The sequence below is a fragment of the Aeromonas sp. RU39B genome (genome assembly GCF_900156095.1).
Classification (GTDB): Bacteria; Pseudomonadota; Gammaproteobacteria; order Enterobacterales; family Aeromonadaceae; genus Aeromonas.
This window is the reverse complement of the sequence record NZ_FTMJ01000004.1, coordinates 23,723-36,270: the sequence shown is the minus strand read 5'-3', so window position 1 is coordinate 36,270 and position 12,548 is coordinate 23,723. Positions and strand designations below refer to the sequence as shown.

The window sequence follows — 12,548 nt, the reverse complement described above, 5'->3', positions numbered from 1 at the left end:
TATAAATAGAAAAACCCCGGGCAAGCCCGGGGTTTGGTGTCATCAGATTTACTGGGCTGGCAGATCGTTGGCCTTGTTGATTTCAGGCTCGGTCTGCGGCGCGCTCTCGGCAGCAGGCTTAACATCGGCCGCCGGTGCACCGCCTTGCGGGGTATCACCATGCTCGTCATGCCAGTTGCTCGGGGCACGCACATCGCGACGCGCCATCAGATCGTCGATCTGCTTGGCATCGATGGTTTCATACTTCATCAGGGCATCCTTCATGGTGTGAAGGATATCCATGTTGTCGATCAGCATCTGCTTCGAGCGGTTGTAGTTCCGGTCGATGATCTGTTTGACCTCGGCATCGATAACACGCGCGGTGTCATCAGACATGTGCTTGGCCTTGGCCATGCTGCGACCGAGGAACACTTCACCATCTTCTTCGGCATACAGCATCGGGCCGAGACGCTCGGACATGCCCCACTGGGTCACCATCTTGCGGGCGATGTCAGTGGCACGTTCGATGTCGTTCGAAGCACCGGTCGATACCTTCTCGGAGCCGTAAATCAGCTCTTCGGCCAGACGACCGCCATACAAGCTGGAGATCATCGACTCAAGATGCTGCTTGGAGTGACTCCAGCGATCCTGCTCTGGCAGATACATGGTCACACCCAGCGCACGGCCACGGGGAATGATGGAGACCTTGTAGACCGGATCGTGATCCGGCACCAGGCGACCGATGATGGCATGGCCCGCTTCGTGATACGCGGTCATCTCCTTCTCGGACTCCTTCATCACCATGGAGCGGCGTTCGGCGCCCATCATGATCTTGTCTTTGGCTTTTTCAAACTCGGCCATGGAAACCACGCGGCGGTTCTCACGGGCAGAGAAGAGCGCAGCCTCGTTCACCAGGTTGGCCAGATCGGCACCGGAGAAACCGGGGGTACCACGGGCGATCAACGCAGCATTGACGTCATCGGCCAGCGGCACACGACGCATATGCACCTTGAGGATCTGTTCACGACCACGTACATCCGGCAGACCCACCACCACCTGACGGTCGAAGCGGCCTGGACGCAGCAGAGCCGGATCCAGCACATCCGGACGGTTGGTAGCGGCAATCACGATGATGCCTTCGTTACCTTCAAAACCATCCATCTCAACCAGCATCTGGTTCAGGGTCTGTTCACGCTCATCGTGACCACCACCGAGACCGGCACCACGCTGACGACCGACCGCATCAATTTCATCGATAAAGATGATGCAAGGGGCAGACTTCTTGGCCTGATCAAACATGTCGCGCACGCGGGATGCACCCACACCGACAAACATTTCAACGAAGTCAGAGCCAGAGATGGTAAAGAAAGGCACCTTGGCTTCGCCGGCAATCGCCTTGGCGAGCAAGGTCTTACCGGTACCGGGAGGACCAACCATCAGCACACCGGTCGGGATCTTGCCGCCCAGTTTTTGGAATTTGCTCGGATCACGCAGGTAATCCACCAGCTCCTTGACCTCTTCCTTGGCTTCATCACAGCCAGCCACGTCGGCGAAGGTGGTCTTGATCTGATCTTCGCTCATCAGGCGCGCCTTGCTCTTACCGAAGGACATGGCACCCTTGCCGCCACCGCCCTGCATCTGACGCATGAAGAAGACCCAGACACCGATCAGCAACAGCATCGGGAACCAGGAGATAAAGATGGAGGTGATCAGCGACGGCTCTTCCGGCTTAACGCCTTCAACCTTCACATTGTGGTTGATGAGATCGTTGAGCAACTGATCATCCGGAGTCGGCATCACGGTCAGGAACCGTTCACCGCTACGTTTGACACCGTTAATGACCTTACCATCGATCCGCACTTCACGGATTTGGTCTTGGGTCACATCCTTGACAAAGCTGGTGTAGTCCAGCTGTCGCCCGGCGGTATCACTGGGGCTGAAGCTGTTGAACACCGACATCAGGACGACGGCGATGACCAGCCACAGGATTAAGTTTTTCGCCATGTCACTCAAATCGGTAACCTCGCAGACTGACTGTTAACGCCAAAATTTAGGGTACTACAGTTTAAAACCGCTAGCCACAATGTAGACCTCGCGCGAACGGGATCTGGAAGAGTCTGGCTTGCGAATTTTCACACTTTTAAAAATCTTTCTGATTTCATCAAGATAGCTATCAAAACCTTCTCCTTGGAAGACTTTGACCACAAAGCTGCCATCACTGCGCAGCACCTGATGACACATATCCAGTGCCAGCTCGACCAGATACATGGAACGAGCCTGATCCACCTGCTGGGTGCCACTCATGTTGGGGGCCATGTCTGACATCACCACATCAACCTTATCAGGACCGACTCGTTCGAGTAGCGCACTTAGCACAGTATCCTCGCGAAAGTCCCCTTGCAGGAAATCGACACCGACTATCGGATCCATCGGCAGAATATCGCAGGCGATGACCCGCCCCTGATCTCCTACCTGCTCGACGGAGTATTGGGACCAGCCGCCAGGGGCCGCCCCCAAATCCACCACCGTCATGCCACTACGCAGCAGACGGTCCTTACCCTGGATCTCTTCGAGCTTGAATACCGCACGGGAGCGCAGCCCCATTTGCTGAGCTTTTTTAACGTATTGATCGTCAAAGTGTTCTTTTAACCAGCGGGTAGAGCTGGCCGAACGTTTTTTCTGAACCATAATGTCCGACTTTAAAAAACCACGGAGGTTATTACTATTGTGAGCTAAGTGGGGTTAGAATACGCCCCTTTCAACCCTGACTAACGAAGAAAATGCCATGACGCTGAACAACAAACAGAAACAGTACCTGAAAGGTCTCGCCCACAGCCTGAAGCCCGTGGTCCTGCTCGGCCAATACGGTCTGACCGAAGGCGTGCTGGCTGAAATCGACATTGCCCTGGCCCACCATGAGCTGATCAAGGTGAAGGTTGCCGCGGCAGACCGTGAAACCAAGCAACTGATCATCGACGCCATCATTCGTGAAACCGCCGCTGAAAAAGTGCAAACCATGGGTCACATTCTGACGCTCTACCGCCAAGCTCAAGAGCCGAAAATCCAGCTGCCCCGCAAATAAGTGGAAAGAGCATTGCTCTTTCCCTGTTTCCTACCCGCTTAAGTCATTGCCAAACTAGCGTCATGCCTCTTAACCTGTGATGAATGTCACCAGGAGGCACAGATGAACAGCCTGTCACACCTCACTCCCGACGAATTGGCCATGCTACTGGAAGGTGACATGGCGCATTCTGATGCCGCTTTACTGGCCGGGGAGCTGCAGGAGCCGCTACTCAACCTGCTGCAGCGCTCAGACCGGGTGACGCTGGAAGCCGAAGTCGACAACCACCGACTGCGCTTTCCATTAACGCTGCATCCGACCGCAGAAGGGGCGATTGAACCGCATCTTGCTCCCCCCGCCATCGAAGAGTTGCATGGCAACCATCCCCGCCCCTGGCGACTGCATGAGAAGATCGATCTCTGGGCTGGCCCCTTCCGCTGGCAAGTGCTGGATCTATCAGAGCAAGGGATGCTGGTTGATACCGGCGGATTTGAACCCAACCCGCAGCATCCACTCTCTGCCCTGCTCTGCCTCACAGAATCCCGCCCGCTGCCCCTGTTAGGGCAATGGGTGAGGTTGGCGCGCCCACCCTGTGGCTGGGCACTGCAATTTCATATGCACGAGAGCGACCAAACGGCACTGCAGCAGTGGTTGTTTGAGCGCCATCAGCAGAACTTGCGCGACAAGGCTCCTCACTGAATGCAGAACGGGGAGCATCAGCTCCCCGTTACACATCGACACCAAGACGTTTAGAGATATTTCACGTCGAGGATTTCGTATTCCACGTCACCGGCAGGTGTCTTGACGATGGCAACATCGTCCACCTCCTTGCCAATCAGCGCACGGGCAATCGGTGAGTTGACGGAGATGAGGTTCTGTTTGATGTCAGCCTCATCATCACCCACGATACGGTAGGTCATCTCTTCTTCGGTGTCGCTCTTGAGCAGGGCGACAGTCGCACCAAAGATAATGCGACCATTGTTGGCCATCTTGGTGACGTCAATCACCTGGGCATTGGCCAGCTTGGATTCAATTTCCTGAATCCGCCCTTCGCAGAAGCCTTGCTGCTCGCGGGCGGCATGATATTCGGCGTTCTCCTTGAGGTCGCCGTGTTCACGCGCTTCGGCAATCGCTTCGATAATCTGCGGGCGAAGCACAGTCTTGAGATGTTCAAGCTCTTCACGCAGCTTTTCAGCGCCGCGCACAGTCATCGGAGTATGATTCATAGTCGAAACCTGGGTTACCTAAAAAACAGAGACAGCGGCCGAAACCGACCACTGTCACGCGTCATTGGGCTGGCATCTTAATATGAAGCCGCCACAAATCCAAGTTAAGCAGGTCACTGCAGAGGGACGGACAGGGGGGAGGATTCGCTCGGTTTTCCCTGCATGATGGCGATCTCTACCCGCCGGTTCATGCGCCGGTTTTCCTCACTGTCATTGGCTTTCAGCGGCTTGGTGTCAGCCAATCCCTGCACCACCAGACGCTGCTGTCCGAGCCCACGCACCTTGATCATCTGGTGCGCTACTGCCACTGCCCGCTGGGTGGAAAGATCCCAGTTGGAGGCAAACAGCTCGTTGTCAGTCGGGCTGTCATCGGTATGGCCGGAAACGGTGATCTCCCCGGGCACATCCTTAAGAACCGTGGCAATTTTCTGAATCACCGGCCAGAACTGCGGCTGTAAAAAGGCCGAGCCAGCCGGGAAGGCCGCTTTCTCGCGAATCCGGATAACAACCTGCTGACCCAGCGCTTCAATCTCGATGGAGTGATCCTGGATTTGGGCGGTGAGTTGCTCGGCCAGTTGTTTGGCCAACTGACTGGCACTGGCCTGAGCCTGAGCACTGCTCACCTGCTCTTCAGGTTTGGCTCCACCGGTTTGCTCGCCATCACTGTTCTTCTTGCCGCCCGCCGTTTCAGTCTCTCCGGGCAGAAAATCCAGCTCGGTCTTGGTCAAGTCCACGGTTTGCTGCATAACGGTATCAATAGGCGTTGGCTCGGGTCGGCCCGGACGAAACTCCATCGCAATCACCGACGTGCCCTTGGGAATGTCTTTGACCTCCAGAATGTTCTGCACCCCGAAGGCTTTCTCCATCGAACCGGCTATCTGTTTGAATTTCTGGACATCCATCTCGGCAAACGAGAGCAGCAGAACAAAGAAGCACATCAGCAGCGACATCAGGTCGGCAAAGGTTCCCATATAACCGGGCAACCCGGGCGGCGGACATTTGCACTTGGACATGGTCCCTACTCCTTGCCGCTAGCGCGCTTGGATTGGCTCAGGTAGTTTTGCAGCATCGCCTCGATAACCCGCGGATTTTGCCCATCCTGAATGCCCATCACCGCATCCAGAATCAGGTTACGGGTCAGCTGCTCCTCACCACTACGCAAATCCAGCTTGTCCGCGATCGGCAATGCCAGCATATTCGCCTCGATGGCACCATAGAGGGTGGTCAGCAGCGCCACCGCCATCGCCGGACCGATTGATTTCGGGTCACTCATATTAGCCAGCATCGCCACCAGACCAACCAGCGTACCGATCATCCCCATGGCCGGCCCAAGATCACCGATAGTCTTGAAGACCTTGATAGCGATGGTGTGCCGCTCGGCGGTGAGTTCGATATCCTTTTCCATTACTGAGCGCACCACTTCGGCATCGTGACCATCCACCAGCATGTCGATGCCTTTTTTCATAAAGGCATTGGGAATTTCCGCCGCTTCAAGGGCTAAGAAACCACCTTTGCGAGCCGCATCGGCCAGCTCAACCGACTTGGCGATCAAATCCTCTATACGATCGCCCTTGTACATAAAGGCCTTGCCAGCCACTTTGAACGACATCAGAAACTGGCCCAGGTTGAACTTCATCATGGCGATAAAGAGCGAGCCTAATATGGTGATGTACACCGAGGGCATGTCCACGTACATGCTCATGGGTCCCCCCAACAGCATGCCGTACACCACCACGCCAAATCCCAGAACAATCCCGATAAGACTTGCCAGATCCACTTTCTACCTACCTCTGCCAGTGCAACGAAACACATCCCCGAATATTAATCATCATATCTCAAATGGTGCCAGCGCGGAGCCGACAGCCCCTCTCTATCGGCAAAACAAGCACCAAGTTGAACCACAGAGCCGATTTCGTTCTCCCCGCCTCGCTGCTGGCAGTGTTACTATAGGCCCTTGTTTCACGCCCCGAGGATCAAGATGGCCAGCAAAAAAAGTGATCGTCTCAGCTTTGATGCCACTCTGGCTGAGCTGGAAACCATCGTCCAGCAACTGGAGCAAGGCTCACTGCCACTGGAAGAGGCGCTCAAGCAATTCGAGCAGGGCATTCATCTGGTTCGCGCCGGACAGCAGAAGCTGGAGCAGGCCGAGCAGAAGATTCAGATCCTGATGAGCGACAACCAAGGCGAGGTAGAGCTGACCGAGTTCCACCCCGAGCAAGGAGAGAAGTGAGTGTCTCTGGCAAGCTTTCGCGATCAGCACCGCAAACGGATTGATGACCATCTTGCCCGGCAACTTGATGCCCTGCCTCTGATTGCTCCCCGCTTGAAACAGGCCATGTCTCATGGTCTGCTGCTGGGTGGCAAACGGGTACGCCCTTTTCTGGTGTATGCCGTCGGTGAGATGCTGGGGGTGGCTGCCGAGGTGCTCGATGGCCCGGCTGCCGCCGTGGAGTGCATTCACGCTTACTCCCTGATTCACGACGATCTGCCGGCTATGGACGATGATGATCTGCGCCGCGGACAACCCACCGTCCATAAAGCCTTCGATGAAGCCACCGCGATTCTGGCCGGCGATGCCCTGCAGACGCTGGCCTTCGAGATCCTCGCCAGCCACGCCATGCCGACAGATCTGCTTGGCAACCGGCTGCGTATGGTCTCTGAGCTGGCCCGCGCTTCCGGTTATGCCGGCATGTGCGGCGGTCAGGCGCTGGATATGGATGGCGAGCACAAGCAACTGGGCCTGTCACAGTTGGAAACCATCCATCGTCACAAGACCGGCGCACTGATTATCTGTGCAGTCACCCTCGGCGCACTGTGCCGCCCTGATATTGATGAGTCGACACTGGCCGCCCTGCAGGAATATGCTGCGGCAATTGGTCTGGCTTTCCAGGTACAAGACGACATTCTGGATATCGTCAGCGACACCGCCACCCTGGGTAAACGCCAAGGCGCCGATCTCGCCCACGAGAAGAGCACCTATCCCGCCCTGATCGGTCTCGATGGCGCCCGTGAGCTGACCCGCGAATTGCATCAACGCGCCTTAACGGCGCTGCAAGGCTTGCCCTACAATACCGACATTCTGGAAGCGTTCGCCGATTACATCATAGAGCGAACCCATTGAGCGCTGGATAACAGACATAACATGAGCCTCGACATTAGCCATTACCCCAATCTGGCCTTGGCCGACACCCCGATCGAGCTGAGATCCCTTCCTCGCGAGCGCCTGCCCCTGCTGTGTCAGGAGCTGCGCGACTACCTGCTGCGCTCGGTCAGCCGCTCCAGCGGCCACCTGGCCTCCGGGCTTGGCACCGTCGAACTGACTGTGGCGTTGCACTACGTCTACAACACTCCGTTCGATCGTCTGGTCTGGGACGTGGGCCATCAGGCCTATCCGCACAAAATTCTGACCGGGCGGCGCGACCGTATGCACACCATCCGCCAGAAGGATGGTCTGCACCCGTTCCCGTGGCGCGAAGAGAGCGAATATGACGTGCTCTCGGTCGGTCACTCCAGCACCTCCATCGGTGCCGCGCTCGGGATGGCAGTTGCGGCCGAAGAGGAGAATCTCGGCCGCAAGGTAGTGGCCATCATCGGTGATGGTGCCCTGACCGCCGGCATGGCGTTCGAAGCGCTGAACCACGCCGGCGACGTGCACAAAGACATGTTAGTCATTCTCAATGACAACGAGATGTCGATCTCCGAGAACGTGGGGGCAGTGAACAACAATCTGGCCCGGCTGATGTCCGGCAAGCTCTACACCACCATCCGTGAAGGGGGCAAAAAAGTGCTCTCCGGCCTGCCTCCGGTCAAAGAGCTGGCCAAGCGTGCGGAAGAGCACCTCAAAGGCATGGTGGTACCGGGTACCCTGTTTGAAGAGTTCGGATTCAACTACATCGGCCCCATCGACGGGCATGACATTGATGCGCTGATTGAAACCCTGCGCAATATGCGTAGCCTCAAAGGCCCGCAACTGCTGCATGTCAAAACCAAGAAGGGCAAAGGCTACGAGCCGGCAGAGCGCGATCCTATCGGCTATCACGGCGTGCCCAAGTTCAATCCGGACGAATGCGCCCTGCCCAAGAGCGCAGGTGCCCTGCCAAGTTTCTCGGCCATCTTCGGCCAATGGTTGTGCGACATGGCGGCAGCTGAGCCGAGTCTGGTGGGCATCACACCGGCCATGCGCGAAGGGTCGGGGCTGGTGAAATTCAGCCAGCAATATCCCGAGCGCTATTTCGACGTGGCGATTGCCGAACAACATGCGGTAACATTCGCCGCCGGTTTGGCTATTGCTGACAAAAAACCGGTGGTGGCCATCTATTCCAGCTTCCTGCAGCGCGCCTATGACCAGGTGATCCACGATGTGGCGCTGCAAAATCTGCCGGTGCTATTTGCCATTGACCGCGCCGGGCTGGTCGGTGCCGACGGTCCCACTCATCAGGGGGCGTTTGATATCAGTTTCCTGCGCGCTGTCCCCAACATGGTCATCATGACCCCGTCCGATGAGCGTGAGTGCCGCCTGATGCTAAACAGCGGCTTCTATCACAAGGGGCCGGCTGCAGTACGTTACCCGCGTGGCAGCGGTACCGGCGTTGCAGCAGGCAACGATCTGGAGACGTTGCCCATCGGCAAGGGCCGGATTGTGCGTGAAGGCCACCAGGTTGCGATTTTGGTGTTTGGCACCCTGCTCGCCCAGGCGCGTGTCGCCGCCGAGGCGCTGGATGCCACTCTGGTTGACATGCGCTTTGTCAAACCGCTTGATGAAGCGCTGCTGCGCGATCTGGCCGCGCGCCACCCACAGTTGGTCACGCTGGAAGATAATGCAGTGCAAGGCGGCGCCGGCTCGGCAGTGAACGAGTTTCTGATGCGCGAGCGACTGCTGCGCCCGGTGCTCAATCTGGGTCTGCCCGATCGCTTTATCGAGCAGGGGACCCAGGAAGAGATCTACGCCCAGCTGGGTCTGGATGGCGCCGGCATTCAGGCGGCCATCGAGCGTGAACTGGCGCGCTAAGCGCCTTTGTTCATAAAAAACGGGCCATTCGGCCCGTTTTTTATTTCTGGCGCCCCACGATTTGCCAAGGCAAACGTTTGAGCGTGGGAGCTGGCAATATCAGACGATAAGGCCGTACTCGGCTGCCAGAATGTCGATGATCTCCTGCTTCGGATTGGCAGCCAGCTCTAGTTTGTGGCCCACAATCTTCTCGGCAATCCCGACGTAAGTACGGGAGATATCCATCATCACATCAACCGGCAACTTGTTGTCACGGGCCAGACCAAAGCGCTCTTCCATCCGGTTTTTGTTGAGCAGGATATCCGGATCCGGGAAGTGATTGAGCAACCACTGACGGAAGCCTTCCTTGGATTGCTCAACGATCTCGCCATTGCGCCAGGCTGCACCGTCCCAAATACGGGAGCTGTCGGGCGTACCGACTTCATCCATGTAGATGAGCTTTTCGTTACCGGCAGCATCTTTGACGTAGCCAAATTCGAACTTGGTATCCACGAAGATCTCGTCGAGCTGAGCCAGCGCATCGCTGATAACGGCAAAGCCTTCCTTGAGCAGCACTTCGTAGCGGTCGATGTCGGCCATGCTGCGGAAGTTAAAGCCCTGATAGTGACGCTCCAGATCGGCACGGGAAACGTTTACGTCATCGGCCTCAGGAACCCCTTCGAGACCGCGCAAAATCCCCTTGGTGGACGGAGTAATCAGCAGCTCTGGCAGTTTCTGATCTTTTTGCAGACCTTCCGGCAGCGTGATGCCGCAGAATTCGCGCTCACCGCTCTTGTAGGCACGCCACATGGAGCCGGTAATATATTGACGGGCAATCGCTTCAACCATGACCGGGCTGGCTTTTTGCACGATCCAGACGAACGGATGCGGGATATCGAGGATGTGGCTGTCAGCCAGTCCCTTCTCCTTGAACAGCTTGAACCAGTGGCTGGAGATGGCGTTGAGCGCCGCACCCTTGCCCGGTACGCCGGCCAGTCCATCTTCCCCTTGCCAGATGCAATCGAACGCCGAGATGCGGTCGCTGATCACCATGATGGCCAGCGGCGTGTCGGCCGGCACGTTGTAGCCCTTCTCACGGATCAGACGGGCGCTGTCTTCCGCGGTCAGCCAGTAGACACTGCGCACCTTGCCGGAGTGGACGGGGCGATCGGTACGGATCGGCAGGTCATCGTTTACCGCCAGTACTTTGTCTGCAAGACTCATGGGTAATAACACTTCCTGTTGTGGGGGGTAACAAAACAGGGGCACAAGGCCCCCGTTTTTACTGGTTGTCCAAGGCCTTGGCAAAGGCCTGCGACAGTGTGGTATGCATTTGGGATACCACCTCGGACTTCACCGGCTTCTTGTCTTCGTCGAAGAGAGTGATGGAGGTTTTGCCACCCCCCATCTCGCCGAGCTGGAAGCGGTACTTGCCCTCTTCCAGTTTGAACGGTGTCATGCCGTTCTTGTCCCAGAACGACTGGCCCGGATCATCATACTCAACGTCGATCCAGCCCAGCGACTGTTGGGAATCCTTGATCTCGAAACCATAGCGCGGCAACAGATTCTTCATGCGCAGCCACACCTGTTCGAACGGTGCATCGGCAATCCAGGCACTGAGATCGTTGTTGTCATTGCCAAGCTCCAGCCCCATCGAGCCAGTTGCACGGTGCATGTCGCGAGCCTTGAGCTGCTCTTCATAGTAGAGGCTGAACTGGTTGAGCAGACGCACGGCATAGCGGCGCGCTTCCACTTCACCGATCGAGGTGCTCTTGGCGCCGTCAATATCCTCTTCATGCTGCAGCACGCGGGCGGAGAGGTTCACGCCATGGCGTACATCATCACGCTTGAGGGTGAACAGATAGCGCTGGCGGATCTGGAAGTCATCATCATCTTCCGCCCAACCATCAAGCGCCGCACTGTTGCTAAACCAACCGGTCTCGAGCGTACCGGCAGCGGCATCCTGTTTCTCAACGGATGCGCCATTTTTGGTCAGGAAGCTTTGCAGGAAGCGCCAGGTATCGGCACTGACGTCCTGACTGGTGGTCAGGGCGTAGAAGGAAACAGTCGGCTCACTGCCACCTTGCACAATCTGGCTGCCGGGAACGACAGTCAGCAGCTGGGCCGGCGGGCGAACGTCAACCTTGTCGGCGACAGGGCCCTGACGGCTGGCATCGGGCAGCGCCGGCACATCATATTCGCTGGTGAAGCCGGGGGATTGCAGGCCGGAGGGAATCAGGAAAGCGCGGTTTTCCAGCTTGGCTTCCGTGTAATCAAACCCGCGATTGGCGGTCTTGCGCTCTTGCGGACTGCTGCAGGCAGCCAGCACGGCCATGGTGATGACGCCCAACGTCAGGCGGGCAGCGCGTACTCTTCCGTTTGCTTTAGACACTCGCAATCAACTCCGCACTCTTGAGCGCTTGCTGCATCGCCGTCTCGCCCGGTTGGGTCAGTTCGGTCAGCGGCAGGCGCAGGGTGGCCGACGCAATCAGATCGAGCTGGGCACACGCCCACTTGACCGGAATCGGGTTCGGCTCGATGAACAGGGTTCGGTGCAACGGCATCAATCGCTCATTGATGGCGCGCGCCTTGTCACTTTCCTGGGCCAGAGCGGCACGGCACATCTGTGCCATCTGGGCCGCTGCAATGTTGCTGGTGACCGAGATCACTCCGTCACCGCCCTGCAGCATGAAATCACACCCGGTGGCATCATCGCCACTGTAGAGTGCAAATGCCTCCCCGCACAACTCGCGCAGCAGCGGGGTACGCGTCAAATCGCCGGTGGCTTCCTTGATACCGATGATGTTGGCGTGGCTGGCCAGCCGTCCCACGGTCTCAGGCTTGAGGTCACAGGCAGTACGACCGGGCACATTATAAAGGATTTGCGGCAGACCACTAGCATCAGCGATGGCGCAATAGTGGCGATAGAGCCCTTCCTGGGTCGGCTTGTTGTAATAGGGGGTCACCGAGAGACCGGCCACCACGCCCATGTGTTCCAGTTGGCGCGACAGGGAGATAGCGTGGGCGGTATTGTTGGAGCCACAGCCGGCAATCACCGGGATACGCCCCGCCGCCAGCGCAACCGTCTTCTCGACCACCGCCAGGTGCTCTGCCTCACTCAGGGTCACCGATTCACCGGTAGTACCGACCGCCACGATGGCACTGGTACCACTGGCCACATGATATTCCACCAGATGTCCCAGGCTGTCCCAGTCAACTTCACCGCTGGCGAGCATGGGGGTGACGAGCGCAACGATACTACCGCGTAACATGGTTTTTTCTCCTGAAATTCAGG

13 protein-coding genes are annotated in these 12,548 nt (G+C 57.4%); 5 read left to right on the top strand and 8 right to left on the bottom strand.

The features are described 5' to 3' along the window. Positions 1 to 48 precede the first annotated feature (48 nt). Positions 49 to 1,992: an ATP-dependent zinc metalloprotease FtsH gene (gene ftsH, locus BW958_RS07550; RefSeq protein WP_076575128.1), complete on the bottom strand. Its 1,944-nt coding sequence runs from the start codon at positions 1,990 to 1,992 to the stop codon at positions 49 to 51. Between the two features lie 45 nt (positions 1,993 to 2,037). Further along, positions 2,038 to 2,667 (bottom strand): 23S rRNA (uridine(2552)-2'-O)-methyltransferase RlmE, encoded by a 630-nt coding sequence (rlmE, locus tag BW958_RS07545; protein WP_076575127.1) that lies wholly within the window; start codon positions 2,665 to 2,667, stop codon positions 2,038 to 2,040. 97 nt (positions 2,668 to 2,764) lie between these two features. Here rlmE and yhbY point away from each other — a divergent pair, with 97 nt between their 5' ends. Then, complete coding sequence (gene yhbY, locus BW958_RS07540; RefSeq protein ID WP_076575126.1) at positions 2,765 to 3,061, top strand: ribosome assembly RNA-binding protein YhbY; 297 nt, start codon at positions 2,765 to 2,767, stop codon at positions 3,059 to 3,061. A 102-nt stretch (positions 3,062 to 3,163) separates the two neighbouring features. Further along, positions 3,164 to 3,739, top strand: a complete 576-nt coding sequence (locus BW958_RS07535; RefSeq protein ID WP_076575125.1) for a PilZ domain-containing protein — start codon at positions 3,164 to 3,166, stop codon at positions 3,737 to 3,739. A gap of 50 nt (positions 3,740 to 3,789) precedes the next feature. Here BW958_RS07535 and greA read toward each other — a convergent pair whose 3' ends face one another. The 3 genes from greA to pomA all read right to left on the bottom strand — a co-directional run bounded on the left by greA (position 3,790) and on the right by pomA (position 6,043). Then, positions 3,790 to 4,266: a transcription elongation factor GreA gene (greA, locus tag BW958_RS07530; protein ID WP_076575124.1), complete on the bottom strand. Its 477-nt coding sequence runs from the start codon at positions 4,264 to 4,266 to the stop codon at positions 3,790 to 3,792. A gap of 113 nt (positions 4,267 to 4,379) precedes the next feature. Then, positions 4,380 to 5,279 carry a flagellar motor protein MotB gene (locus BW958_RS07525; protein ID WP_076575123.1) on the bottom strand — a complete coding sequence of 300 codons (900 nt, stop codon included), beginning with the start codon at positions 5,277 to 5,279 and terminating at the stop codon, positions 4,380 to 4,382. A 5-nt stretch (positions 5,280 to 5,284) separates the two neighbouring features. Then, a complete protein-coding gene (gene pomA, locus BW958_RS07520) occupies positions 5,285 to 6,043 on the bottom strand; it encodes a flagellar motor protein PomA (RefSeq protein WP_076575122.1) in 759 nt (252 codons plus the stop codon). A 201-nt stretch (positions 6,044 to 6,244) separates the two neighbouring features. Here pomA and xseB point away from each other — a divergent pair, with 201 nt between their 5' ends. The 3 genes from xseB to dxs are packed head-to-tail and all read left to right on the top strand — an operon-like array spanning position 6,245 to position 9,274. Next, positions 6,245 to 6,496: an exodeoxyribonuclease VII small subunit gene (gene xseB, locus BW958_RS07515; protein WP_076575121.1), complete on the top strand. Its 252-nt coding sequence runs from the start codon at positions 6,245 to 6,247 to the stop codon at positions 6,494 to 6,496. Next, positions 6,497 to 7,387 (top strand): (2E,6E)-farnesyl diphosphate synthase, encoded by an 891-nt coding sequence (ispA, locus tag BW958_RS07510; RefSeq protein WP_076575120.1) that lies wholly within the window; start codon positions 6,497 to 6,499, stop codon positions 7,385 to 7,387. A gap of 21 nt (positions 7,388 to 7,408) precedes the next feature. Further along, a complete protein-coding gene (gene dxs, locus BW958_RS07505) occupies positions 7,409 to 9,274 on the top strand; it encodes a 1-deoxy-D-xylulose-5-phosphate synthase (RefSeq protein WP_076575119.1) in 1,866 nt (621 codons plus the stop codon). Positions 9,275 to 9,373: 99 nt separating this feature from the next. Here dxs and BW958_RS07500 read toward each other — a convergent pair whose 3' ends face one another. From BW958_RS07500 to dapA, 3 genes are read right to left on the bottom strand one after another with little or no spacing between them, the layout of a single operon-like run. Beyond that, complete coding sequence (locus BW958_RS07500) at positions 9,374 to 10,477, bottom strand: phosphoribosylaminoimidazolesuccinocarboxamide synthase (protein ID WP_076575118.1); 1,104 nt, start codon at positions 10,475 to 10,477, stop codon at positions 9,374 to 9,376. A gap of 58 nt (positions 10,478 to 10,535) precedes the next feature. Then, positions 10,536 to 11,645 (bottom strand): outer membrane protein assembly factor BamC, encoded by a 1,110-nt coding sequence (bamC, locus tag BW958_RS07495; protein ID WP_143233047.1) that lies wholly within the window; start codon positions 11,643 to 11,645, stop codon positions 10,536 to 10,538. Then, complete coding sequence (gene dapA / locus BW958_RS07490; RefSeq protein ID WP_076575117.1) at positions 11,638 to 12,525, bottom strand: 4-hydroxy-tetrahydrodipicolinate synthase; 888 nt, start codon at positions 12,523 to 12,525, stop codon at positions 11,638 to 11,640. The genes bamC and dapA overlap by 8 nt, the downstream gene beginning before the upstream one ends. Positions 12,526 to 12,548: the final 23 nt, after the last annotated feature.

Bases quoted from the DNA above. Each gene is read 5' to 3' on its own strand.
- BW958_RS07500 (WP_076575118.1), bottom strand. From the start codon at position 10,477: ATGAGTCTTGCAGACAAAGTACTGGCGGTAAACGATGACCTGCCGATC.
- rlmE (WP_076575127.1), bottom strand. From the start codon at position 2,667: ATGGTTCAGAAAAAACGTTCGGCCAGCTCTACCCGCTGGTTAAAAGAA.
- xseB (WP_076575121.1), top strand. From the start codon at position 6,245: ATGGCCAGCAAAAAAAGTGATCGTCTCAGCTTTGATGCCACTCTGGCT.
- dxs (WP_076575119.1), top strand. From the start codon at position 7,409: ATGAGCCTCGACATTAGCCATTACCCCAATCTGGCCTTGGCCGACACC.
- dapA (WP_076575117.1), bottom strand. From the start codon at position 12,525: ATGTTACGCGGTAGTATCGTTGCGCTCGTCACCCCCATGCTCGCCAGC.
- BW958_RS07535 (WP_076575125.1), top strand. From the start codon at position 3,164: ATGAACAGCCTGTCACACCTCACTCCCGACGAATTGGCCATGCTACTG.
- yhbY (WP_076575126.1), top strand. From the start codon at position 2,765: ATGACGCTGAACAACAAACAGAAACAGTACCTGAAAGGTCTCGCCCAC.
- BW958_RS07525 (WP_076575123.1), bottom strand. From the start codon at position 5,279: ATGTCCAAGTGCAAATGTCCGCCGCCCGGGTTGCCCGGTTATATGGGA.
- greA (WP_076575124.1), bottom strand. From the start codon at position 4,266: ATGAATCATACTCCGATGACTGTGCGCGGCGCTGAAAAGCTGCGTGAA.